Annotated in this window: 19 protein-coding genes; 7 read left to right on the top strand and 12 right to left on the bottom strand. The window is 44.6% G+C overall.

Annotated features, from left to right (window positions below):
* Positions 1-140: 140 nt before the first annotated feature.
* Complete coding sequence (locus R7O03_RS06305) at positions 141-2,081, bottom strand: alkaline phosphatase D family protein (protein ID WP_213901129.1); 1,941 nt, start codon at positions 2,079-2,081, stop codon at positions 141-143.
* A 9-nt stretch (positions 2,082-2,090) separates the two neighbouring features.
* A complete protein-coding gene (locus R7O03_RS06300; RefSeq protein ID WP_213886725.1) occupies positions 2,091-2,438 on the bottom strand; it encodes a hypothetical protein in 348 nt (115 codons plus the stop codon).
* Between the two features lie 235 nt (positions 2,439-2,673).
* Here R7O03_RS06300 and R7O03_RS06295 point away from each other — a divergent pair, with 235 nt between their 5' ends.
* Together R7O03_RS06295 and R7O03_RS06290 are read left to right on the top strand one after the other, a co-directional pair.
* Positions 2,674-3,978 (top strand): MipA/OmpV family protein, encoded by a 1,305-nt coding sequence (locus R7O03_RS06295; RefSeq protein ID WP_213886726.1) that lies wholly within the window; start codon positions 2,674-2,676, stop codon positions 3,976-3,978.
* A gap of 62 nt (positions 3,979-4,040) precedes the next feature.
* Positions 4,041-4,430: a hypothetical protein gene (locus R7O03_RS06290; protein ID WP_228009997.1), complete on the top strand. Its 390-nt coding sequence runs from the start codon at positions 4,041-4,043 to the stop codon at positions 4,428-4,430.
* A gap of 94 nt (positions 4,431-4,524) precedes the next feature.
* Here R7O03_RS06290 and R7O03_RS06285 read toward each other — a convergent pair whose 3' ends face one another.
* Positions 4,525-5,109, bottom strand: coding sequence for an FMN-dependent NADH-azoreductase (locus tag R7O03_RS06285; protein WP_025766683.1), 585 nt, complete (start codon positions 5,107-5,109; stop codon positions 4,525-4,527).
* A 185-nt stretch (positions 5,110-5,294) separates the two neighbouring features.
* On the opposite strand from R7O03_RS06285, the gene hrpA reads away from it, so the two are divergent.
* From hrpA to R7O03_RS06260, 5 genes are all read left to right on the top strand, one after another.
* Complete coding sequence (gene hrpA, locus R7O03_RS06280) at positions 5,295-9,281, top strand: ATP-dependent RNA helicase HrpA (protein ID WP_170893799.1); 3,987 nt, start codon at positions 5,295-5,297, stop codon at positions 9,279-9,281.
* 182 nt (positions 9,282-9,463) lie between these two features.
* The gene (locus R7O03_RS06275; RefSeq protein WP_021033871.1) at positions 9,464-9,943 is read left to right on the top strand and encodes an outer membrane beta-barrel protein; all 480 of its coding nucleotides are present in this window, start codon (positions 9,464-9,466) and stop codon (positions 9,941-9,943) included.
* A gap of 199 nt (positions 9,944-10,142) precedes the next feature.
* Positions 10,143-10,658, top strand: coding sequence for an outer membrane beta-barrel protein (locus R7O03_RS06270; protein ID WP_005377661.1), 516 nt, complete (start codon positions 10,143-10,145; stop codon positions 10,656-10,658).
* 362 nt (positions 10,659-11,020) lie between these two features.
* Positions 11,021-12,601, top strand: coding sequence for a BCCT family transporter (locus tag R7O03_RS06265; protein WP_005377659.1), 1,581 nt, complete (start codon positions 11,021-11,023; stop codon positions 12,599-12,601).
* A gap of 126 nt (positions 12,602-12,727) precedes the next feature.
* Positions 12,728-13,117, top strand: coding sequence for an ATP-binding protein (locus R7O03_RS06260; protein WP_005377656.1), 390 nt, complete (start codon positions 12,728-12,730; stop codon positions 13,115-13,117).
* A gap of 19 nt (positions 13,118-13,136) precedes the next feature.
* Here R7O03_RS06260 and R7O03_RS06255 read toward each other — a convergent pair whose 3' ends face one another.
* The 9 genes from R7O03_RS06255 to R7O03_RS06215 form a co-directional block, all read right to left on the bottom strand.
* Entirely contained in the window at positions 13,137-13,775 is a 639-nt protein-coding gene (locus tag R7O03_RS06255; protein ID WP_054576904.1) for a sugar transferase, read from the bottom strand.
* Positions 13,776-13,785: 10 nt separating this feature from the next.
* Positions 13,786-14,976, bottom strand: coding sequence for a glycosyltransferase family 2 protein (locus tag R7O03_RS06250; protein WP_176310954.1), 1,191 nt, complete (start codon positions 14,974-14,976; stop codon positions 13,786-13,788).
* Positions 14,969-16,087, bottom strand: a complete 1,119-nt coding sequence (locus R7O03_RS06245; protein WP_213877494.1) for a glycosyltransferase — start codon at positions 16,085-16,087, stop codon at positions 14,969-14,971. The genes R7O03_RS06250 and R7O03_RS06245 overlap by 8 nt, the downstream gene beginning before the upstream one ends.
* Positions 16,088-16,308: 221 nt before the next feature.
* Entirely contained in the window at positions 16,309-17,742 is a 1,434-nt protein-coding gene (locus tag R7O03_RS06240) for a GumC family protein (protein WP_005377649.1), read from the bottom strand.
* Positions 17,739-18,863: a glycosyltransferase gene (locus tag R7O03_RS06235; RefSeq protein WP_318071527.1), complete on the bottom strand. Its 1,125-nt coding sequence runs from the start codon at positions 18,861-18,863 to the stop codon at positions 17,739-17,741. The genes R7O03_RS06240 and R7O03_RS06235 overlap by 4 nt, the downstream gene beginning before the upstream one ends.
* A 115-nt stretch (positions 18,864-18,978) precedes the next feature.
* Positions 18,979-20,343 carry an O-antigen ligase family protein gene (locus R7O03_RS06230; protein WP_162497020.1) on the bottom strand — a complete coding sequence of 455 codons (1,365 nt, stop codon included), beginning with the start codon at positions 20,341-20,343 and terminating at the stop codon, positions 18,979-18,981.
* The gene (locus tag R7O03_RS06225; protein WP_258495300.1) at positions 20,340-21,770 is read right to left on the bottom strand and encodes a lipopolysaccharide biosynthesis protein; all 1,431 of its coding nucleotides are present in this window, start codon (positions 21,768-21,770) and stop codon (positions 20,340-20,342) included. The genes R7O03_RS06230 and R7O03_RS06225 overlap by 4 nt, the downstream gene beginning before the upstream one ends.
* Positions 21,763-22,935 carry a glycosyltransferase gene (locus tag R7O03_RS06220; RefSeq protein WP_206954077.1) on the bottom strand — a complete coding sequence of 391 codons (1,173 nt, stop codon included), beginning with the start codon at positions 22,933-22,935 and terminating at the stop codon, positions 21,763-21,765. Before R7O03_RS06220 ends, R7O03_RS06225 begins: the two co-directional genes overlap by 8 nt.
* An 11-nt stretch (positions 22,936-22,946) precedes the next feature.
* Complete coding sequence (locus tag R7O03_RS06215; protein WP_262638508.1) at positions 22,947-24,131, bottom strand: glycosyltransferase; 1,185 nt, start codon at positions 24,129-24,131, stop codon at positions 22,947-22,949.
* Between the last annotated feature and the right edge of the window lie 8 nt (positions 24,132-24,139).

The raw sequence follows: 24,139 nt of genomic DNA, 5'->3' as shown, positions 1-24,139 counted from the left end.
AAGATCTCAAGGTGCGATACCAAATTTAGCACGCCGTTGACATTTAAGAACGGCCACTTTCTCCCCAAAAAACCTAAACTCCTGAGTTAGTTCAAGGTGACTTGCCTCTTACAAAGGGCAAGTCATTTTGGGATTGATACTCAGCTTTCAGCACGCGTCGGTGGAAAATGAACTTCGTCACCATCACTCGTCAGAATACTAATTTGACTTGGTTTGCCTTCATCATCAAGGCGTAGCTCACCAATGGCACTATGGTTAACCAAGCGATAAAAGTTGTGCGTACTTGGTGCGCGTTTGTAAATCTTGAGTCGTTTACGTTTTGTGAACCAGTTTAAAGGTGAGCGAGGGCTGTATAGCAGTCTATCTAGGCCATCACAAATATTGAGCAGTTGTGTAGGGAACTGATTTTTAATTCCACTACAGGTGATTTGATAGATATTCGGACTGTTTTTTCGATAGCGGAGCTTAATATCGTATGCAAAAGAGTAGTGTACGTCGCCAGAGAGAATAACAAAGTTAGTTGGTGTCTTTGTGTGTGTGAAAATACTAATAAGAGTATTCGCACTTCCGGGGTGAGCCATCCAGTTTTCAGCATCAACCATCAATGGTTTACCAAGCATGGTCACCACACGTTGTAGTGCTTCGATAAATTTCACACCAAACATTGGCGCGGCAGAAACAATAACAACCTTGTCTTGATGCACGAGCTCCTGATGGAACTCAATCATCGCTTCCCAGTCCATTAAGCCAGAAGGTTTGTTCATTTTAGACTCAGAACGCCAGCGTCTGGTTCGTGTATCTAGCACGACAACTTTTGGTGTCGTAGGAATGGTGTAGTGCCAATTCTCAAAGCGATACAAATATTGAATAAATGCATCTTGGGTTTGCGAGGTTCGCTCATCGATAAAGCGTTGAGCGAGGCTCATAAATTCATCATTGAATTTTTCTGGCGCATTTCCCCAACCTTGGCAAAGCCAGTAAGCAATCAAGCTATTACCGATAATGCGTTTTGCAAACGTGTTGCTGTATGCGGCTTGTTCCCAGCCTATGGTGAGATTCCAATCGTCGGTGACATCGTGATCATCAAAAATCATATAGGTTGGAATGTGAGCGAGTAAGCGTTGAACCTTGTCCAGACCTGCGACGAATTTATCAATTTGTTTTTTTTCTTCGCGCCATTGCTGCTGCCATTTGGGTTCAAGAACTTCTCCGCCGACAGTAAATTCGTTTTCTAACAAACGATCCGTTCGAACAAGCTTCCACAAGGTCGGAGACCAAACCAATAAGTACATTGCAAAGCACTCAGCAAAGCTTATTAAGTGATTCTCACACTCTTTGGCGCTGAATATTGGTGTCCCTCGGTGTGGAAAAAACTTACTTAGTAAACTGTCATCACTCACATAATGAGGCAACAATTTATCTCGACCATAATAGCAAGCAGGGTGTTGGTAGAGCTCATTGGTATTTTTTATCGGAGCTTGATCGAATTCTTCGCCTGGCAAACCCAATAAAGCTATGACTTGCTCAATGGCATCGAGAGTGGGGCCTGCAACATGGTCTGCATAGATTTGATCACCACTCATGATGAGCATATCCGGTCTTTCTTCAATGGATTGAGACGCGATTTTATGATCCGCAGCGACCAATGTATCATCACTGAAGTGATGGGGATTACGGCAAGAGCCATGTAGGAGATAATCCGCTTTTTCACTAACGAGGAACTCAATACCCAAGTTTGGCGTATTATCTCGCTCATAAGTCAGGTGAGGGAGCAGTTCCGTCACTAATCCATATTGCGTTTTTATTTGATAGCGTAACGCTTGATGGGTTGGAAACTCGCCTTCTAATTTAAGTAAGCAACACCACGCATTGAGGCCGATTTGAAGCTGTTCTTTTTGTTCACTTAAAGGGGCTTGATAAAGGATGGAGGCATTTTCATCCGTAATTTGCACCATACCCTCCAAGCGTTGGGTGGTGACTAGCCAAATATTGATTTCAGTTGCGGTCACTTTACGTAGGATCGGACCTGCAATGACAAGAGGAAGTGAAGAAATTTCAGTCGTGTTCATCAATGCTGGCAAAACGGCTCCTTATGTGTCAGCTTCTTCTAATATTTCGATAACTTGCGAGCTACTAAGTTCATGTCCCATAAGGAACAAACCAAGCATCGCATCGGCTTTTGACGCGTTATCACTGTCTTCATCCAAAATTTGCTGAAGCCGAGTTCTAATTAGGTCGATTTCGTGTTCGACGAAGCCACGCCCTTCTTCGTCACCTTGACCATCTTCTGGTGCATTATCAAAGTGCAAAAACAACATGTCACCATCGAGTTGAGTCCCTATCAACCTCTCTGGCAGCCATGCTTCTCCCATCACAATGTCTGGGTCTGTGTCTGCGGGTAAATGATTCAAGGTAGAGATGAGTTCTGATGCTTTCACTTTTTACTTCATTATGTTTGATTTAGAACTAAGCTAGAGTTTAAGCGCTTGTTGTAATGGTAAAATATTCGCAAACAAGCTCACCTAGTCGTGCAATATTAATATGATCTTGGGACTCAAACTGTCACGAGGATGACAACATTTGCCATTGTAACGGCTATCATCAGCAGAACATAAGCTTTTAATGGCAAATCATTGATGTTTGCCTGCTTCTCAACCAACATTTTTCGAACTCATGAAGAGATTAATTCTAACAACACTCGCTTTACCTTTAGCTGCGGCAGTTTCTTCTGCGCATGGTGCAGAAGAACAAACGTGGGGGATTGCTGCGATGTATCGCACAGCATCGATTCCGTTTTATACCGCCGATAATGACTCTACGGTGAGTACATTTGTACCAATGATGTTCTTTGAAAACGAACATGTGTATATCAATGGCATTGAAGGTGGCGCTTTTTTGTATAACGAGAGTGATTCCGACTGGCGTGCGAGCACACTCATGCGATTGAGATTTGTCGATATTCCCATGTCACTACAAAATGCTAATGAAGGAGACAGAGTCGATTTCGGTGGGCAAGTGCGTTATAGCATTAACGACAATTGGCGCGCAGAAGTAGAGTTGATGACGGACGACGAACTCCAGTTTCACTCTAATTACCGCCTTGCTGCCAATTATGTATTTGGTGATTGGGAATTAGAGCCATCGATTACGATTCGATACAAAGACGCTGATTTCAATAGTGAATATTATTCCTTTAAGGATAGTACTGGCGAGAGAATTGGAGCTGGGCTTGACACCAATCTTGGTATTAAAGCGCGTTACCATGTAACTTCAAATTTGTATTTATTGGGTGAGACGAGTGTTACTCGCTTAGATGATAACGCCTACAACAGTCAGCTTGTAGAAGATCGATATCAGGGAGAAGTGTTTGTCGGTTTTGGCTTTTTCAACGATAAAAGCAAAGTTCCGAAACCGACACTGAGCAATAAAGCATATCTACGTATTGCGCATGGTTGGGCGACGCCTTCGAACATCGGTGAAATATTTAGCTTTGAGAGAGAAAAAGACCCATACGACAATCAACTTACTTCATTGTTTTATGGGCATCCATTAACGGATGAGCTGTTTGGTTTTCCTCTTGATATTTATTTAACGCCAGGGTTGGTTCATCACTGGTCGTCCAGTGTTCAGTCTGCGAGCACAGAATACGTCATGGCGATTAAGGCTTATTATACGGTTAATTGGCCTACGACTTGGCGATTTGGTGTAGCGGAAGGTGTGTCATACATTGATAGCATTACCTATATTGAAGGCACAGAAATGGAAGACAAGGGTTATACACCAAGCAAGTTGCTCAACTACCTAGATTTCTCGTTTGATGTCAATGTAGGCGATCTCTTCAACCAAAAGAGCTGGAACAATATGTGGGTGGGCTATTCATTGCATCACCGCTCGGCGATTTTTGAAAGCGCTTCGCAGTTTGGGCGAATTAAAGGTGGGAGCAACTACAATACTATTTATTTCCAGTTCGAGTTTTAGCGCATCACGAGATGCATATAGGTCGGATTTGCAACTGACTTATTTATCGCCCATTATGAGTAATGATGAATAATACTATGCTGCTTTCAACGAGAAATTTCGTATATCGTGCCAGAGTTAAGGCTGTTTGTGATGCATCTGATGAATCGGATGGCATAAGCACCATGAGTATCGACTCCTCATTCAATCTTCAAATTGAAGCGATAAATTGTACCAACGCTGAATTTGCCAAACGCTTTTTTGCCATTCACGGAGAAGGGCACTTGGAGGGCGATGAATGGTTGGTGCTGTACGTCAACTCTCTTGACGTTAAGGCGGGAGACAATATAGAAATCCGTAGCGATGTCGCGTTTAATGCGATGATCGAGAATATGATAAGCGAAGCTGAGCGGTCTTTAGAAAAAGTCTACCTCGATGCAATACGCAACTTGGAGAAAGTGAATCGTTTTTGACGATGTAAGAGACCCTATAAATACGATCAAGGCATAAGGATCCAAAAAGGGATTGGCGCGAACCAATCCCTTTTGTATTCTGGTTTCTTCTAACTTACGCCATTGTTGCAAGTTGGCTTTGCGCTTCTGAAATGCCTTTTGCAGCCGCATCTTCACCCATGTTTAGCGCTTCTGCGTAAACAAATTCCACATCAGTGATTCCTACAAAACCCAGCACAGTGCGTAGGTATGGCGTAACGTTGTCAGTTGGTGAATCTTTATGAATACCACCACGAGTCGTTATTACAATCGCCTTTTTACCTTCAATCAAACCTTGAACGCCGTTTTCTGTGTATTTGAATGTCACGCCTGCACGAGCAATCAAATCAATCCAGTTTTTAAGCTGAGTCGGGATGGTAAAGTTGTACATTGGAGCGGCAATAACCAAAGTGTCTGCGGCCTTTACTTCTTCAATAAGGGTGTCAGACAAGTCGACCACCGCTTGCTGTTCTTGTGAAAGATCTTCTGTAGCGCGCAGTGCAGTCGCAACGGCGAAGTCCAAAACAGGTAGCGGGTTTGCAGCCAAATCACGAACAGTAAGCTTGTCTTGGTCTACATTTTTGATGAAGTCTTCAACCAATTTGTTTGATTGAGAGTAATCGCCAAGGATGCTTGATTTTAGAGCTAGTACACGAGACATAATGGTTATTCCTTAAATAAGTGCTTTCGACTATGGGAGCCATTATAAGCAACGTAAGTGAGTTCAAAAGCCTAGCGATTCGCTGAACATGTTCGAAAAAATTGAATGAGCTTTCGGTTATCTTGTTACAGATCTTGTGTGATACAATCCGCGCAGTTTTTGTAATGAAAAGAATAGGAAACGCTTTGACTTCGTCACAGCCCCCAAAAAAGAATCTAGCTGAAGAGCAAGCGACACCGTCAAATGGTGCGCAAAAAGCGACAGCGAAACAAGCTCAAACACCTCAGGCTCAAGTGAATAGCGCGGCATCTCTGCGTAAAGCGCTGAATCAGTGCATGATGCGCGACCGTTTCCGCTTGAGTAAACGTATTTCTGGTGCAAGCAAAATTAAGAAGGACGCAGCGCGTAATGCTGTGTTCGACGAAATCGCATTAGACATCGCAAAATCCATGATGGTTGCAGAGCAGCGCAGCAACTACAAACCAACGATTGAATACCCAGAAATCCTGCCTGTAAGCCAAAAACGCGACGATATTGCGAAAGCGATCGAAGAAAACCAAGTGGTTATCGTCGCGGGTGAAACCGGTTCTGGTAAAACCACTCAGCTACCAAAAATCTGTGCTGAGCTTGGTCGCGGTAAATTTGGCCTGATTGGTCATACTCAGCCTCGTCGTCTTGCTGCGCGTTCGGTTGCTAACCGTATTGCCGAAGAGATGGAAACCAAGCTTGGTGAGTTTGTTGGTTACAAGGTTCGATTCAACGATCAGATCTCTGAAAATACCCAAATCAAATTGATGACGGACGGTATCTTGTTGGCTGAAATTCAGCACGACCGTTTCTTGAATCAATACGACACCATCATTATCGATGAAGCGCACGAGCGCAGCCTCAACATCGATTTCATCTTGGGTTACTTGAAAGAGTTGCTGCCACGTCGTCCTGATTTGAAAGTGATCATCACGTCGGCAACCATCGACCCAGAACGCTTCTCAAAACACTTCAACAATGCACCAATCATAGAAGTATCGGGTCGTACTTACCCAGTAGAAACACGTTACCGCCCACTAAGCGGTGATGACGACAATGATCGTGACCAGCTTGAAGGCATCTTCGAAGCGGTAGATGAACTGTGCGATGAAGGTTTAGGTGACATCCTGATTTTCATGAATGGTGAACGTGAAATCCGTGATACCGCAGATGCATTGTCCAAACGTAATCTGAAGAGCACGGAAATTGTGCCGCTTTACGCGCGTTTGTCGGCAGGTGAGCAGAATAAGATTTTCCAACCTCATACTGGTCGCCGAATTGTACTGGCAACCAACGTGGCAGAAACCTCGCTAACTGTTCCGGGTATTAAGTACGTTATCGACCCGGGTACGGCGCGTATCAGTCGATACAGTTACCGTACTAAGGTTCAGCGTCTTCCAATTGAGCCAGTTTCTCAGGCGAGTGCGAACCAGCGAAAAGGTCGTTGTGGTCGTGTGGAAGAGGGTATTTGTATTCGTCTGTACTCAGAGGAAGATTTTGAGTCACGCCCAGAGTTTACTGATCCTGAAATCCTACGTACCAATCTAGCGTCGGTTATCTTGCAAATGACGGCACTTGGTTTGGGTGATATTCAAGCGTTTCCGTTTGTGGAAGCACCGGATAAACGTAACATCCAAGACGGCGTGCGTTTGCTGGAAGAGCTTGGTGCGATTAACTCTGAGGTAAAAGATCCGAAAAAACGCCTGACTTCCATTGGTCGCCAATTAGCGCGTTTGCCAATCGATCCGCGCTTGGCGCGTATGGTATTGGAAGCGCCAAAATATGGTGCGCTTAAAGAAGTGATGATCATCGCAGCTGCCTTGTCGATTCAAGATCCACGCGAGCGTCCTTCCGACAAACAACAATCTTCAGACGATAAACATCGTCGCTTCTTCCATGAAGAGTCGGACTTCCTGACATTTGTGAATTTGTGGGAATACATCCAAAAGCAGCAAAAAGCCTTGTCTAGCAATCAGTTCCGCAAACAGTGTAAGCAAGACTATTTGAACTACTTGCGCGTTCGCGAGTGGCAAGATGTGTACTTCCAAATTCATCAGTCGATGCGTGAGATGGAATTCAAGCTTAACGATGAGCCCGCTTCTTACCATGGCGTACACAGTGCCATTTTGGTTGGTTTGCTGTCGCACATCGGCATGAAAGACCAAGAAAAGAATGAATATCAAGGCGCTCGTAATGCTCGCTTTCATATCTTCCCGGCATCAGGGCTGTTCAAGAAGCAACCTAAGTGGATCATGTCGGCTGAGCTGGTGGAAACCTCAAAACTTTGGGGTCGCATCATCGCCAAGATTCAGCCAGAATGGATTGAGCCGTTAGCTAAACACCTTATTAAACGCAGTTACAGCGAACCACATTGGTCGAAGAAACGCGCTGCGGTGATGGCGCACGAAAAAGTGATGCTTTACGGCGTACCAATCGTACCGAAACGCTTGGTCAACTACGGCAGTATCGATTCGACCGTAAGTCGCGAAATCTTCATTCGTAGTGCATTGGTTGAGGGTGAATGGGAAACCAAACACGCGTTCTTTAAGCAAAACCGTAAGCTTCTGCAAGAAGTGGAAGAGCTTGAGCATAAATCTCGTCGTCGAGACATCTTAGTGGATGATGATGAGCTGTTTGATTTCTATGACCAACGCGTTGGCACCGAAGTGGTGTCTGGTAAGCATTTCGATACGTGGTGGAAAAAGGCATCTAAAGAAAATCCGGAACTGCTGAACTTTGAAAAAGAGATGCTGTTCAAGGGTGATGCTAGCCATGTGACCGATTTGGATTACCCGAACTTCTGGCATCAAAATGGTTTGAAGCTCAAATTGAGTTACCAATTTGAACCAGGCGATGATAGTGACGGTGTCACAGTGCATTTGCCGTTGCCGATTTTAAACCAAGTTGAACCAGCGGGCTTTGATTGGCAAATCCCTGGTTTGCGCCATGAGCTTGTGGTTAGCTTGATTAAATCGTTGCCAAAGACAATTCGTAAGAACTTTGTACCTGCGCCGAACTATGCCGATGCATTCTTAGCACGCGTCACGCCAATGGAAGCGCCGCTGCTAGATTCATTAGAGAAAGAGTTGCGACGCATGACGGGCGTAGAGGTACTGCGTGAAGACTGGAACTTGGAACAAGTACCTGAGCACTTGAAAGTCACGTTCCGTGCGGTTGATCATCGAAATCGTAAACTGAAGGAACATAAAGACCTTCATGAACTGAAAGAAAGTTTGAAAGACAAAGTTCAAGAAACGCTTTCCAAAGTTGCGGATGACGATATCGAACAGCAAGGTCTGCATACGTGGAGTTTTGGCGAATTGCCGAAAGTGTATCAACAAAAACGTGGCGGCTACGATGTAAAAGCGTATCCGGCGCTTGTTGATACCAAAGACAGCGTTGAAATCAAACTCTACGAAACGGAGTACGAGCAGATAACGGCAATGCGTGCTGGTCAGCGTCGTTTGATTTTGTTGAATGTGCCGTCTCCAATTAAATATTTGCACGCTAACTTACCGAACAAATCGAAGTTGGGGTTGTATTTTAACCCTTACGGCAAAGTGCTTGATCTGATAGATGACTGCATTGCCTGCGGTGTCGATAAGCTTATTGAAGAGCAGGGTGGTTTAGTTTGGGAGCCAGAGAAGTTCGAAGCGTTGAAAGAACACGTTCGTGCTGAATTGGGTGACACCGTTGTAGAGATCGCTCAACAGGTTGAGACTATTCTGACCACGGCGTTTAGCATCAATAAGAAGCTAAAAGGCAAGATCGACTTCACAATGGCGTTTGCTCTGTCCGATATCAAAGCACAAATTGAAGGCTTGATCTTCAAAGGCTTTGCAACGGAATGTGGCTGGAAGCGCTTGCCGGATATTCTTCGCTACATGCGCGCGATAGAGCGCCGTATGGAGAAGTTGCCTATCGATCCAAACAAAGATCGTTTACATATGCTGAAGATTGAATCTGTGACTCAAGACTATAAAGAGTTGCTGAACAAGATCCCGAAAGGTGTGGCTATTCCTGAAAATGTAAAAGAAGTGCGTTGGATGATTGAAGAACTTCGCGTGAGTTACTTTGCTCAACAATTAGGCACTCCTTATCCTGTTTCTGATAAACGAGTCAAAAACGCGATTGATGCTTGCTAATCAACCAGTAAAATAGTGTCAGATTTGTAATTATCGCTTAAGAAGTTGCTGGTACACTAATTGCTAGTAACTCAATAAGCATTATTTTTTAGTTCTGGGAGGCAATAGTTCGCCTCCCTTTATTTGTAGTACCAACGACTGAGTTATGCAGACGTGGGAATAATAAAGAGTAAAGGTAGATGATGAAAAAAACTCTATTAGCAGTGGCGCTACTTGGCGCATCTTCTGCGGCAATGGCGGATTCTTGGATTTACGGTGGTGCAACAGTAGGTCAGTCTGACTACAAAGGTGAGACGGACACATCATACTCTGTTCACGTTGGTACAGGCATTCTACCTATCATTGGTGTTGAAGCTGGTGTAACACAACACGGTGAGTTCAACGTAAATGGTCAAGACACTAAGCTAACTTCTTACTACGCGGCACTTAAGCCAAGCATCGATTTCGGTCCGCTACACGTGTACGCAAAAGGTGGTTTCCATCAGTGGGACAAAAAAGTGAAAGGCGGCAAAGACGATGACGATTTGGACCTAATGTACGGTGTGGGTGCTGAGTACTTCATTTTTGGCCCGATGTCTGTTGGTGCTAGCTACATGAACTACACTGCTGGTAAAGACGATATCAGCACGTTCTCTGTTAACGCAACACTACATTTCCTATAAGCGTCAAGCTTTCTAACACCATATGAAACACACCGGCTTTATGTCGGTGTTTTTTTGTCTGGAAGTCACAAAACAAAAGTTGAACATAAATTATTCACTTTTAGAGTCTTAAAATGCCTATGCTTTCCAATATATAGTGGCGATTAAATGCGCATGTTTGCGTAATGTTTCGCTTAGGAATCGATCAGGAAGGGATAGTATGAAAAAAACACTCTCGTTATTCGCTCTAACGTTGTGCTCAACGTCAGCAATGGCTGACTCTTGGATTTACGCTGGTGGCCAAATTGGTCAGTCCGATATCGACAGCGAAAATGATACAACCTACGGTATTCATGTCGGTACTGGTATTTTGCCGTTCATTGGCATTGAAGCAGGCTACTTTAATCACGGCAAAGTGGATTTATCTTTGAGTGGCAGCAGGGGTAGTGCTGATTTTGATTCATTCTATTTAGCGGCGAAACCTAGTATCGACTTCGGCCCGTTACACGTTTACGCAAAAGGCGGCATCAATGCATTCAACGTTGATTATGACGGTGGACTTAGAAACTTAGACAAAGATGATGGCGTCTCTTACATGTATGGTGTTGGTGCCGAATACTTCTTGCTTGACAATGTGTCTGTGGGCGCGAGTTATCAAGCGTTTGGCGTGGATATTGAAGGCGATAGCGATACCGTTAGCAGCGTAACAGGGAACATCACCTTCCATTTCTTATAACGCTCGCTGGATGAAAGGTTTGCTGATTTGGTTTCGTCGTTAATTGTGAAACCAAATCAGCGGAGGTCTTCTCTATTTGCGCAGTGACTGGCTATGAACTTAAGTCTTTCTTGTGTCTTTTCTAGTCTACAACCTACGACAAAATCAATCGTTAGACCTCATAATTTTTGTGTTGATATTATTTCCCCTTCATCTGTCTCGAATTGAGCTTAAAATGCAATAAATCACGACTTTTTGCAAAAATATGTGATTGCTGCTAAAATTCGTCCCGCTTTAAAACTTTAGAGTTCAAATTAATGGAGGGCGGTATTGGAGTTCTTCTCACCTGAGGGGCGTTTCAAATTCACGTTAAATTTGTATTTATGGATAATGCATTTAAAAAATATAGTATTGATACAACCGATTATCAGGTTGGACAGGATAACGTTCAAAAGTGGGGATTCGATATACATAACCCGGTTTTTGGCATTAGTGCGGGGCTCGTTGTTTTCTGTCTGATTTCACTTCTTCTTGTTGAGCCAACCACTGCTCGAGACGTATTAAACGGTCTAAAAAACGGAATTATCGAACAGTTTGATGCGTTCTTTATGTGGTCGACAAACTTCTTCTTATTGTTCGCCGTTGCTCTTCTTTTTTCTCCGCTAGGTAAAATCCGCTTAGGAGGCAAAGAAGCAACGCCGGATCACTCAACCGTTTCTTGGTTGTCGATGCTTTTCGCCGCGGGTATGGGTATTGGTCTTCTGTTCTGGAGTGTGGCTGAGCCGACCGCGTATTTCACTGATTGGTGGGGAATGCCACTTAACGCAGTACCATACACCGAAGAAGCAAAATCCCTCGCGATGGGTGCCACTATGTTCCACTGGGGTGTGCATGGTTGGAGTATTTACGCACTCGTTGCACTAGCATTAGCGTTTTTTGCCTTTAACAAAGGTTTACCACTTTCATTGCGCGCGGCGTTCTATCCAATTTTTGGTGACCGTGCATGGGGTTGGTTAGGTCACGTTATTGATATCCTTGCCGTTTTGTCGACGCTATTTGGTCTTGCAACGTCGCTAGGTCTAGGTGCTCAGCAGGCGACCAGTGGTATTAACCATGTCTTTGGTCTAGAAGGCGGCATTGGTACACAAATGATTGTGATCACCTTCGTTACCTTTATCGCGGTGCTATCAGTGATTCGTGGTATTGATGGTGGTGTTAAGCTACTGAGTAACGTCAATATGGTGGTTGCGTTTGCGCTGCTTATTTTCATTACCTTCATCACGTTTGATACGGCGTGGAGCTCGCTACGCGACACAACAATGGCTTACATTGAAAATATTATTCCATTGAGTAACCCTCACGGTCGTGAAGATGAAACTTGGATGCACGGCTGGACGGTATTCTACTGGGCTTGGTGGGTATCTTGGTCACCGTTTGTTGGTATGTTTATCGCGCGTGTGTCTAAAGGTCGTACGGTTCGAGAATTCTTATTCGCAGTCATCGTTATTCCTACAGTTGTTACTTTGATTTGGATGTCTGTGTTTGGTGGTATCGCGCTTGACCAAGTGGTGAATAAAGTTGGTGAGCTAGGTGCAAATGGCCTAACTGATATTTCATTGACTCTGTTCCATGTTTACGATGCGCTTCCGTATAGCTCAGTGATTTCAATGCTTTCTATCGTGCTGATTCTGGTATTCTTTATTACATCGTCAGACTCTGGCTCGCTGGTTATCGATAGTATTACCGCCGGTGGTAAGATTGATGCACCAGTACCGCAACGCATTTTCTGGGCGTGTATTGAAGGCGCAATTGCAGCCGTAATGCTTTGGGTTGGTGGTAAAGAAGCCCTGCAAGCATTGCAATCGGGTGTTGTTGCAACAGGATTACCGTTTACTTTTGTTCTGCTGTTGATGTGCGTAAGTTTGGTGAAAGGGTTAAGAACAGAACTGCCAGCTTACAAATAAATACAACACGATCCATGATTGAGTTTAAATGCCGAGCCTAATGTGCTCGGCATTTTTTATTTCTACTTTTCTTTTCCAATAATTTCGTTACAGTTTAGGCTTATTTCCACCTCATTAAACTGCATTATGTCACTGGCTAAACTCATTCTTATTCGTGGACTTCCGGGTTCAGGTAAAACAACCTTAGCAAAACAACTGGCAATAGAGCTTGGTGCTAAGCATTTTGAAGCTGACATGTATTTTGAAAATGATGAAGGTGATTATCACTTTGAACCGGTTCAATTACCTCAAGCGCATGAGTGGTGTTTTCAGCAAACTAGAAAGTGGTTGAACAAAGGGAGAGTCGTGATTGTGAGCAATACGTTTGTTCGACATTGGGAGATGAAGCGTTACATGGACTACTGCATGAAGAAGCGCATCGAGGTGGAAATTAAAGTGTGTCACGGAGCGTATCAAAGCATTCATGACGTGCCACCAGCGACGATAGAAAAGATGCGCCGCCAGTGGCAAGAGTGACCGTTACCAGAACCGGAAGTTATTGACCTCGTCCGTCAATCATCACAACGAATGTTTTGCTCATGATTGAAAGGTCCATTGAAATCCAAGAGTAAAACGAACCTAAGCTTAGTGCGTAACTGTGGTCAAACCCAACTTTGCGTCTTACATCTTCAATGCATGCATCATAGCCTTGGTTAACCTGAGCTAAGCCTGTGATACCTGGTAACACGCCATATGTGCGCTCTACAAAATAGGGGATTTCATCTTCCAATTTCTGGTAGAAAGCTGGGCGTTCTGGGCGCGGCCCAATCATCGACATTTCACCTCTCAACACATTAAACAGTTGAGGTAGTTCATCTAAACGCGTTTTGCGTAAAAAGCGTCCTACTGGCGTGATGCGGGGATCATTTTCAGTTGCCCATACTGCGCCAGAGCGTTGCTCTGCATCAATATACATGGTGCGAAACTTCATGATTTGAAAAAGATCCATTTTTTCTGGTGTACAGCGCCCAACACGCAGTTGACGATAGATCACTGGGCCTTTCGATGTGATTTTTATAGCTAGCGCGATAAATGGGAATAGCGGTGCAGTGACGACCAAAATAAGCATTGCAACCAGTACATCAAACGTTCTTTTCGCGTGGCATACATTTGAATCGTAGCGTGAGTTTTTCATGATGCTTTCCTTATTGGTTGACGCGTTTCCAACGTCCATTTTCCATTCCGAGTAAATACTTCATACCGCCGATAAAGTTGGCGAGATGACCAATGACGATGTAGCTAATCAGCTTAAAAGGTTTAATTGTGTTAAGTGCTGGCATCAAGTAAGTGATAAGCGCGATGCTATAAATGCCAACTTGAGCGAACAGCATTACTTGAAACAGCGGATTGTGTGCCAGTAGTAGTGAGCAAATAAAGCAAACAATCATCAAATAGGGTGTTGCTAAGCGCAGAACCTTTCCCGATAGAAATGCAAAGGCAGTGCCACGATAACGAGGTAGCAGTAATTGCTTTAATTGCATGAGCTGCTGCATGTTACCCGCTGAAATTCTTAGGCGCCGCTTGAAATCTGCGTTGTCTGAGCTCTGTTCTAGTTCAAGAGCCAGCATGTTTGGCTCGTAAATAGCGCTATAGCCTCGCAAAACGATTCTCATAGGGAGAATAAAGTCGTCATTAATGGTGCTGACTTCCAGTGGTTCAAATAAGTGAGTTCTGAAAGTGTAAAATGCACCGTGGGAACCAATCGTTGAACCTAACAAGGATTCTTGATGCTTTACTCGAGACTGGTATCGCCAATACGCCGCTTCACCTTGGTTATCAGTACTCATTATTTGATATGTTGCGTTAACCACTCCAACGTTCTCATTTTGATAATGCTGACTAGCTAGCAACAGAGAATCGCAAGAAATCAATGCCGACGTGTCACTCAGTGCGGTAATGTCCGAGCTAACATGACGCATTTCTTCGTTGAGTAGGGCAACTTTACCGCGATTGACTTGGTGATCATTAATAATGAACAGAGTATCAGAGCAGATTGCTTCTTGAATTGTCGCTTGAGCAATCTCGGCTGTGTTATCTGTGCAGCCATCACATGCGATCACTACCCTTAATTTATCCCTCGGGTAATCTAGGCTCGCAAGGTTACGGATCTTCTCTGCTATCCATTGTTCTTCATTGTAGGCGGGCACGATGACAGTAATAGAGGGTAGCTGGTTATCTGTTTTGGAGGCTTTGTAAGCTCGCTCTACAAATGGTGCTTTGGTTTCGGCTTGCCGTTTTAAAGGAAGCCATTTAAGGAGCAGTGGGTACCCAACGTGATGATAGACAATCAAAAATGCGGATAAACCAAACCCTATAATCCAAAGTAAATCATTCATAGCTAGCCTCCTTGGCCAAACGTGAGTAGCGACTCACCATGTCTCTGATATCAAAGTGTTTGAGAATAAAAGTTCGAGGAGAACGGTGTGATGATTCCAGTTGTTGTGATAACGCTTCTGCCAACGAAAACACGCGATTTGCTTCAACCAGTGTGCTGTTGTTCGGACAGAGCGTCTCTTTCACGCCGCCAACATCCGTTGCGACGCAAGGAATGTCACATGCTTGAGCCTCGAGGGTTGAGAGAGGAAAGCCCTCCTGAAGTGATGGTAAGCAAAACAAGTCTAGGCTTTGGTAAAAGCTGGGCATATCGTCGACCAAGCCTAAAAAGGTTACTCGATCTTCAAGTTTTAACGTTCTAACTTGTGCTTCCAATTGAGCTCGCTGAGAACCATCTCCAGCAATGGCTAGGTGTGTGTTTGGCGTAAGATGAGAGAATGCTTCGATAAGCACTTTATGGCCTTTAACTGCTTCTAGACGCCCGGCAACGCCAATCACGATTTTGTCGGTTGGAAGTTCAAACAAGTGTCTTGTTGCCGTTTGGTCACCGCTTTTAAACTTCTGACAGTCAATCCCGTTATGGATAGTACAAACTTTGCGATACTTTAACTTAGTCTGTATTTGATGGGCGACAAAGTTAGCATCGGCAACTACTTGCGGGCGAATCATCGTTAGCAAAAGGGACTGTAGTCGAGCTGATTTTTTGTTATTAAGGTGCCATGCGTCGTGCTCGGTATGAATCACTACAGGTACGTGCGCTAAACGTGCAGCAATACCACCATACAGAAGTGGGCCGATATGATGGGTGTGGACCACGTCAGGCTTAAGTCCTTTGAGCATGGAAGTCAGCGTACTGATGGTTTTTCCGCTGAATCTAGGTTTCTTATTAAGAAAGTGCAGTTGGCCTTGGTAGGGCAATAGTTTTTGCCAGCCTTGTAGTGCATGTTCTTTGCTTCCTTCTAAGCTCACGACAAAAACGGAATGGTTTGGCTGCGCAAAACGAAGCATTTCTAGTACGAGCGTTTCTAAACCACCAGGAGCTAAGTGTTGCACGACGTGTAATATCACTTTTTTGCTGTGCTTAGTGTTATTGTGTTTTTGTCTGAATTCCATTTTCAAACCCTCGTTGAGTTCGTTGTTTATTTAGGAATTGCAGACTGCGTGCCAAAAAATTAATCATTTAAAAACAATGGGTTAATATTGATGTTTGTGAGACTTTATGTTTATTCTCAATTTGAGATTCATATTAGTGGACATGCTATGAGGCTGTATAAGGCAGTAGTAAAAGAAAAGCACTCGCCGACCGAGTGCTTGTAAATGAGTTCTTATGGCGGTTAGTTTCCGTACACTACGTTAGGTAAAGTGGTGATGACAGGAACACCAAGGTGTTTTTCTAATGCTCTTTTAGAGCGGATAGAGTTATCGGCTAACTCTAGTATCGTCGCTAATCCAATGCCTAAACCAGCGCCACCAATAAATCCTAAAATGACAAATACAAAACTAGGTAAGTTAGTTGGAATCGTTGGCGTGAACGGTTCATCAATGATTTTTACGCGCTTATTCTCTTCAAACTCTCCCAAAGAACCCGTTAGTTGGGCCATCTCATAGCGTTCGACGAGTTCATCATACATTTCTCTCTTCACTGCGACGTCACGAGCTAAGCGGTTGATTTCTGTCGCTGTGCTCCCAAATTGGTGCGCATTTCGCTCTAATTCTTGGATCATGTCTCGCAAGCTGTTGGTTTCTTCCGTAAGTGCTTCAAAACGTCCGCGCATCATTTGTAATTGATGTAGTTGGGAGACAAGTAGAGGCTGTGCTTCGCCAAGACTGTTTACTGTGGTATTGCTCGCGATATCCCATAGTTGAGCACTGTTTAGTTCTGGTTGTTTAGAGTTCAAGAGTACCGAGCGTTCCTGCTCCAACCGGTTTAATTCTCGCAACTTACCTTGCACTAAACTATGCGCCTCTGTGTATTTAGCGCGAAGCAGGGTAAGTTCACTACGAATGTCGATGATTTGCTCTTCCAGTTTACCGATAACCGGGTTCGTTTTGGATAGTTGTTGATCCAAACTGCCTAGACTTCGTGAAACACCAGCAAGCTCCGCCTCCTTTTCGGCTAGCGTTTGTTTGAGGCTAGCAAGGCGAGTAAGGCTTTGAGCTTGCATTTCGGGTGTCGCGTCTGAGTAAGTATTTTTATACTCTGCAAAAGCTTGTTCAGCCTTGTCTAGTTCTTCCCTGCGTTTGTTGATATGGATAGTCAAAAAATGACTCGAATCTTTAATCGAAGAACGCTCAGGAGCCAAAAGCTGTTCGACGAAATGCTCTCTGACAGAGAGGAGCATCGACTCCATTCCTTCTGATTTACCACTTTGCAATTGAATTTGAATGAAGTCTTTACCGAGTGGCTGAACAGACAGGCGCGACGCAAGATCTTTTATGATGAACTCTTGCTCTTTTGCACTCATCTCGTCATTGATCAGCGATTGTTCTTTTGCGACAGAATACAAAACGTGTCGGCTTTTTAGCAGAGTACTGAGTGCGCTCAATCGGTCTTTAAGCATTGTTGAGACGGCAAGGTCTTGAAGGAACGGGTTCATTTTCGCTGTCTCTTGAATAAGCATGCTGGTATGAGCAACATAAGTCGTCGGAACCAGTTTACTTACGATGAAACCCAGCACAGGCAATACAAGCATAGGAATAACGATCATGTAGCGACGTCTCCAAGCTCCATGTAACAGTACGCTGAGGTTTTCTCTTAAATCGTTCATAGCGCCCTCACTAATTTATCAACTTGGTTGGCTCTTGCTTCCCAGCTTTGCTGTTGAACAAATGACTTTGAATCTGTCGGTGGCGGTAGGAGGTGATCGAGACTGGCACGCACGTCTTCGACATCTTGAACCACATGAAGCATATGTTTGTAGGGCATTAATGCAGGAAACGGTGTGCTGATAACAGGGGTTCCTGTTGCCAAGTACTCAAGAAGTTTGAGCGGATTACATGCCTTGATTTGAGCGTTATCAACAAAGGGCAACCAACTGGCATCCCAGTGTTGGGAGTAACGTGGCAGAGTGTGATGCGCTCTCGGGCCCAGGTAGTATACGTTGCATCTTTGTGGAAGTGGATTATCACTGAACTCGTTAGGGCCGATGAACACGAGATCCCAGTCAGGCGCTTGGTCTGCGACTTGGGCAATTAAGTCGTAGTCTAACCATTCAGACAAACTGCCATAAAAGCCCAGCACTTTGCGACCATTATTAGGAAAATCTTCAGCCTTAGGTGCTGGCTCAGAAAACAGACTAACGTCGACACCGTGAGGCAAAGTGACGGTTTTACCAGATGGAAATTTGGTGGAGAGTGTTTCGCTTGCCGTAAAGATAACGCTGGCCGCATTAACAAGAGTACGTTCGTGCTTGGCCACCGTGTCGTGGTCAACACCAGCTAAAGCGCTAAAGTCATCGCCACAATAGTAAATCAGTCCACGTGGGTTCATTTCTGCACAAAGATCGGCAGCAGTCGGGAGCGACGTCCAAAATACAGGCTTATCAAAACCAAGAGCTTGTAATTGTTTATTGAGTTGGTGTTTCATCATCTTAGCGGCCACTTTTCTTGCTAATGCAGAGCTAGGGGCAGGAATGGTGAGCAAGTTGATGATGTGAATGTTTGGGCTTGTTTCAGAGTCCAATGTTGGCTTGTGTGAGCCTACGTTATGAAATACACGAGTGAGTTTGTTTAACGCACGCTGTATGTCTTTAGAATCCAGCTTAGGTTGACGAAGGCCAATGGAGTTAACCCAAAGGATGCGATGGTTCGCTGCTAGTCGCTTGACAATATGCTGAGTGGAAGAGGGTAACCCACCAAAATCTTCTCCAAATACTACGATGTCTGTCATGTGGCTCTCCTTGAGTCTTGGTTATTTGATTACTAATTAAGTGAGTAATCACAATGCGTGCCAAGGAATTAGCCATTTTAAAACAGTGAGTTATGGGTTTTGTTTATATTTGAAACTAGGATTTCTCATTTTGACAGTCACTTTGAACAATTCGGCTAACGACAACTGTTAACGCCGCTAGAATGTAAATTGGCCAAGTGAAACCTTGAGTCAGAAACGTGCCTGATACGATGGTACCGATAAGCCCACTTAACACGGCGTTTGCTCCTACAGAGAGGGTGTAATCTGATTTTGGTGTCAGCAATGAGATGGAATGCAAAGAGGTGCGGATCAATGACACAATTAAAGTAATGAACACCGCGAGCCCGACAAAACCCGTTTCTGCTAACACGCCAAACCAAGTACTATGGACGGCGTGGTTGATACCATCCCAGTGTGGGCTGTAGAAATAGTAATTAAAATAGAAGTTATCTAGACCTACGCCAGTCAACGGGTGATGCAGCGCCATTTTAAATGCCGCTTCCCACGCATAAAGTCGCCCCATCGCAGAGGCATCTATACCATCCTCAGCTGCTCCCCCCGATTCTCGTCCTGAAATACCAGCGAATGCGTAGAGTACGATCGCTGCGATAGCGCCTAATACCAAGACTAATGTTTTGCTTTTGATGTGTTTAAAAGCAAAGTAGGCAAATACAGACAGTGAACCTAGTAACCCCCCGCGGCTCTGCGTCTCAATGATCGCAAAGAACAAAACCAAACAGGTGATAAGGGCAAAGAGCCTGAGATGCTTGGGGGAATGCTTCTCCATCAATTGACTAACGGTAAAGGCAAGGGGAAACATCAGCACTAGTGCCAAATCGTTAGGATCGCCAAGTACTGAACCTATGGATCGTCCTATCGACACGCGCGTCCCTTCAACCAAATCAATGCCATTCGCAGCGTTTTGTAATGCCACTAAGCCAATCAATAATCCGGCGAAAATAATTGCTTTTGACATCTGTGCGAGCTGCGAAGGTTTAGTAATAAGCCAGGTGATGGCCAACGTCATAATGATGATTTTCCAATAGGTGTTTTTGAACACCGTTATTGCGATATCACGACTGGAAGCGAATATGATTCCGATGATCACCAGACCCCAAAATATACACAGCCACTTTAATGAAGGGTGCCAAAAAGCTGTAATCTGGCGGCTTATAAGAAGGTGAAAAGCGAGTGCGGCGAGTGCCCCCAATGATAACAGTAATGGGATCTTGAAGTTATAGATAACAGGAAAGGCTTCGTGAATACGAAAGAATGAAAAAATAACGAACAGTGTGACAAGCCAAAACGTTTGATTGAGAACAAACAGTAACGCGAGTGGTGCGAAACACAACGCAACAATCAAAATGGGATGAGGCATAACAACCCAAAGCAGGCCGATACCGACAGTGATCGTCAGTGCTGCGATGGACTGTTTTGTTCTCACCTTGGTTTCATTCATAACGAGTATCTCTTCACCTGTCCACGCCGTTTCACTATGTATCGAGTGAGAGCATTGAGCGTCTCTTTACTCATGTAGCGAGTGGCTATCCCTGCCAGCAAACTGCATGTCAAAATGCAAATTGCGATGGCGATTCCTATTGATTGTGAAGAGTGAAGCAGGAACAGTGCCACACCGGATATAATCTGTAATAAAACCATCAGACTTAGGTGAAAAGGCAACGTCATACATTGTTGGCCTACTACATAAGTCAGGCCCAGCTTACACAGTTGTGCGTAATAAAGCGCAATGAACACACCATAAATACCCAGAGAAGATAAGCCAAACAGCAAAGCAATCGCAACGCACGCAGAGACGACATTTATACCCAGTAGCCAGCGAGTACGACGCTTGTACAAAATGGAGATGTTAATCAGCTCGCTCCATTCTTTTAACATGGCGATAGGTAGCAAGAATAAGCTGAATAGTACCGCCTCATGATAGGTTTCTGGCAGTAAGTGGGTGATCATCACCATTGCTAATGTGCCGACCACTACACTCAAACCTGTAATGTAAATCATACCTAAGTGTGTGATGCGTACTGCTTCAGTGTTCTTGCGCCCTTCTAAGTAGTTAAATCGACGTGGCATCCACCACATGCCAAACGGCTGCACTAAAATACACATGCCCACTGCAAATTTTACCGCTATCGCGTAAATCCCTAACGTCGCAAGAGAAGTGTTGGCACCAATGAACCAGCGCTCAGCGCCATTGAGACAAAATGCTACTAAACCGGCCATCATCATTGGTAGGCAGTAGTTTAGGTATTGTTTTGCCAATGTCAGTTTAGGAAGGGTGACATTGTAACTGTTAACGATGTGCAGCCAAACAAATTGAGTAATAGCAGCCAACAAGCCACCCCACAAAACAGAAATAACATGGGGATGAACAGACAGCGCCGCGACGATAAAAATGACCTGAAAAATGGTGGTAGTGACCATGACGTTAAGCAGAGTTCTTGCTTTGTCGTCTTGTGTTCTTAACCAGGCAGTACCGATTGCAATACTGCCTTCTAGAACGATGGCAAACATAACAATAGCAAATTCGACTCGCGTAAAAGGCGCGGGAATGGGGGCGATTAAAATGATAGTGAGCAAGCTAAGAGCGACGACGCCAGCGATGAGTAAAGCAAGTGAGTACAGCTGGTTTAGTAGGCTTGTGCGCGTATTTTGATCCTTTTCAACGCCGACGAATCGATAAAGCGCTTCATGCAAAGCGAAACTGACAAACAAGGTCGTAACAACACCAAAGGTTGTTAGAAGCTCAAGCTTGCCCATTTGTTCTGGTGAGAGAAAGTGGGGCAATACAGGCAGCATGATTAGGCTGATGCTTTTATTGATCACTAAGGCGATAGCAAATAGCGTCATGTTGGTCATTGCTTTAGACATGATCATATCCTTTGATGTCTTGCGGTGTCTTGAGTGTGCAATCATTGTTGGTAGCAATTTCGCTAGCGAGGTGCTGGGCGATTGGTAAATAACAACGTTCGGCTGTGTATAGTTGAGAAACATTGAGTGCTTCGATACCCATCGTTACTTTCATCCACGGCGATTCATTCAAAAGGCGAATTGCGTTGTGCAACGAAGCCACATTGTTAGGCGTGTATTTAATACAATTTCGGCCGTGAGTTAACACGCGGTCCCAATAACTATCATCATGTGGAATGACGACACACATACCTGCAGCGAGAGCTTCCAAAATAGATAACCCAAAAGGTTCGTTGAGACTGGTGGAAACAAACACACCACACTGTGAACGCAATTCATCTAAGTTGTTTGGGCACTCATGCCATTCAACACCTTGTGTGTTGAAGTCCGGTGTTGAATATTCCACACCTGCCACATTAGGTTTGATGTAACACACGGTGGATTTGATCTTTTTCGACTCATCAAGTGTTAAAGCATCAAGCAAAAGATCGATGTTCTTCCATTTTAGTAAGCTAGCTGCCCAGAAAACGCGGCTTGAAATCGGATTCGCTTGTTTTGGCCAGCGATCTTTCGATAATCCATTAACAAACGTAGATGTATTCAAACCACACCAATAGCGTTCGGTGGCTGGCTTCTCTGTTTTGAGGTAGGCCTGTAATGCTTCTACCATTGATTCGCGGGTGTTTGCCAAGTAGTAAATTGCCGATGCTTTTACTAAGCAGTAGCCAGCAGATCTCGATCGTCCAATAGGACCATGAACCATCTGTACCACAGGCTTTTTGCTAATTAATCGTAGTAAGTACAAAGGCATATCATTACTTGGGCAAGATAGGCCCAAAAAGCTATCTATTTTTGGCAGCTTCATGCACGCGTAGAGAAGTTGGAGAAAGTAGTAAGCGTTCATCAACCAGTAGGTCAGGCCATGAGTCGAGTTAAATGGTGATGGTTTTATTTTTATAACTTGCACACGCGGTGTATCACTAAGCAGTGACGCCCAATGCTCTGGATTTGTAGTGAGTAGATAACCAATCACGTTCAGCTTATCGCACTGCTTAAGGAGCTCTGCATTCGCGATTTTGGATCCACCTTGCATTGGGATGGCGTCGAACATCAATACACGTTTCATGACCGGGCTCCTCAATTGATGCTCAACCAGCGTGAAAGAGGCTTCATGCAGTGAGTCATTGGCATTGGTGTAATGGCGTTATTATTAAGTTCACCTTCGTAAATACGTTCAATAGCGTTGATAGATGCAGTCGTCGTTAAGTGCTGGCTAGCATGTAGGTAAGCGTTTTCCGCCAGCTTGTTTCTTAATGCCGCGTCTTGCATGACTTGTTGAATCGCGTTTAACAGGCTCGCCATTCCACTGTTCTGGTACAGCAATGCAGAGTGATTATGCTCGAACAACTCAGGAATGCCTCCCGTTTTAGGAGCCACGATAGGCAGTTGAGCTAAAGCCGCTTCCCCGAGCACGAGACCAAAGGCCTCTTCATAGGCGCCGCTAATAAAAGCGTCTGCATTACCACACATCCACTCTCCGGCATTGTGTTGCTCCCCGACAAAGTGCACTCGCTCTTGGATACCAAGATCCGCGGCAAGCTGTTGCAATGCTTCTCTTTCTTCGCCGTCACCAACAATAACAAGGTGAGGGTTGTGGTGGTGGTAGTTGTGCATGCGCATTGCGCGAATAAGGCGGTCGAACCCTTTGCGCTTAATCAGCGAACCCACCGACAGAAAGGTAAAGGCCTGTGATGGGATTCCGAGGCGATCTTTAATGTCGATGGGTGTATCCACGCCTTGAAGTGACACGCCGTTGTGTACGACATGAAGTTGGTTATGTGGGTAGCCGTCCTGAAGAATTTCGCGTCCAACATCTTTGCTAACGCAAATCAATTTTGGAGAGAGGTGAAGTCCGAGAGAGAAGCGATCGCGCAATGTATAATGGCAATGAAGTTGCGTGACAAGTGGTATATGATTCATGCGAGCAGCCAAACACATCCATTGACAAGGGCCGCCGCTATTGACGTGTACCAAGTCGATGTTGTGCTTTTCGATCAATGCTGAGCCTTGTTTGATAAGGCTATTCCACCCGCTAATATCCCAGCGCGGAGCGCTCCAACCACCCACCAAATTGAAGGTTGAATGTTCCGCTTCAATTCCGAGCGATTGGCACTTATCGATTAATGGTTGGCAGTTGGACCATACGAATGGCTCAAACTTATCGCGGTCGATTCCTGAAATGAGATCCAGAAGCACCACTTCACTGCCGCGAATCCAATTATCACCATAATGAACATATAGAATGCGTTTTGGCGTAGTCATAAGTCACC

The organism is Vibrio sp. Vb2960 (assembly GCF_033337665.1).
Lineage (GTDB): Bacteria > Pseudomonadota > Gammaproteobacteria > Enterobacterales > Vibrionaceae > Vibrio > Vibrio alginolyticus.
Note: the sequence above shows the minus strand (reverse complement) of the source record. Positions and strands in the feature narration are given on the sequence as shown.

Bases quoted from the DNA above. Each gene is read 5' to 3' on its own strand.
- R7O03_RS06295 (WP_213886726.1), top strand. From the start codon at position 2,674: ATGAAGAGATTAATTCTAACAACACTCGCTTTACCTTTAGCTGCGGCA.
- R7O03_RS06290 (WP_228009997.1), top strand. From the start codon at position 4,041: ATGATGAATAATACTATGCTGCTTTCAACGAGAAATTTCGTATATCGT.
- R7O03_RS06285 (WP_025766683.1), bottom strand. From the start codon at position 5,109: ATGTCTCGTGTACTAGCTCTAAAATCAAGCATCCTTGGCGATTACTCT.
- R7O03_RS06275 (WP_021033871.1), top strand. From the start codon at position 9,464: ATGAAAAAAACTCTATTAGCAGTGGCGCTACTTGGCGCATCTTCTGCG.
- R7O03_RS06270 (WP_005377661.1), top strand. From the start codon at position 10,143: ATGAAAAAAACACTCTCGTTATTCGCTCTAACGTTGTGCTCAACGTCA.
- R7O03_RS06265 (WP_005377659.1), top strand. From the start codon at position 11,021: ATGGATAATGCATTTAAAAAATATAGTATTGATACAACCGATTATCAG.
- R7O03_RS06260 (WP_005377656.1), top strand. From the start codon at position 12,728: ATGTCACTGGCTAAACTCATTCTTATTCGTGGACTTCCGGGTTCAGGT.
- R7O03_RS06255 (WP_054576904.1), bottom strand. From the start codon at position 13,775: ATGAAAAACTCACGCTACGATTCAAATGTATGCCACGCGAAAAGAACG.
- R7O03_RS06250 (WP_176310954.1), bottom strand. From the start codon at position 14,976: ATGAATGATTTACTTTGGATTATAGGGTTTGGTTTATCCGCATTTTTG.
- R7O03_RS06245 (WP_213877494.1), bottom strand. From the start codon at position 16,087: ATGGAATTCAGACAAAAACACAATAACACTAAGCACAGCAAAAAAGTG.
- R7O03_RS06240 (WP_005377649.1), bottom strand. From the start codon at position 17,742: ATGAACGATTTAAGAGAAAACCTCAGCGTACTGTTACATGGAGCTTGG.
- R7O03_RS06235 (WP_318071527.1), bottom strand. From the start codon at position 18,863: ATGACAGACATCGTAGTATTTGGAGAAGATTTTGGTGGGTTACCCTCT.
- R7O03_RS06230 (WP_162497020.1), bottom strand. From the start codon at position 20,343: ATGAATGAAACCAAGGTGAGAACAAAACAGTCCATCGCAGCACTGACG.
- R7O03_RS06225 (WP_258495300.1), bottom strand. From the start codon at position 21,770: ATGTCTAAAGCAATGACCAACATGACGCTATTTGCTATCGCCTTAGTG.
- R7O03_RS06220 (WP_206954077.1), bottom strand. From the start codon at position 22,935: ATGAAACGTGTATTGATGTTCGACGCCATCCCAATGCAAGGTGGATCC.
- R7O03_RS06215 (WP_262638508.1), bottom strand. From the start codon at position 24,131: ATGACTACGCCAAAACGCATTCTATATGTTCATTATGGTGATAATTGG.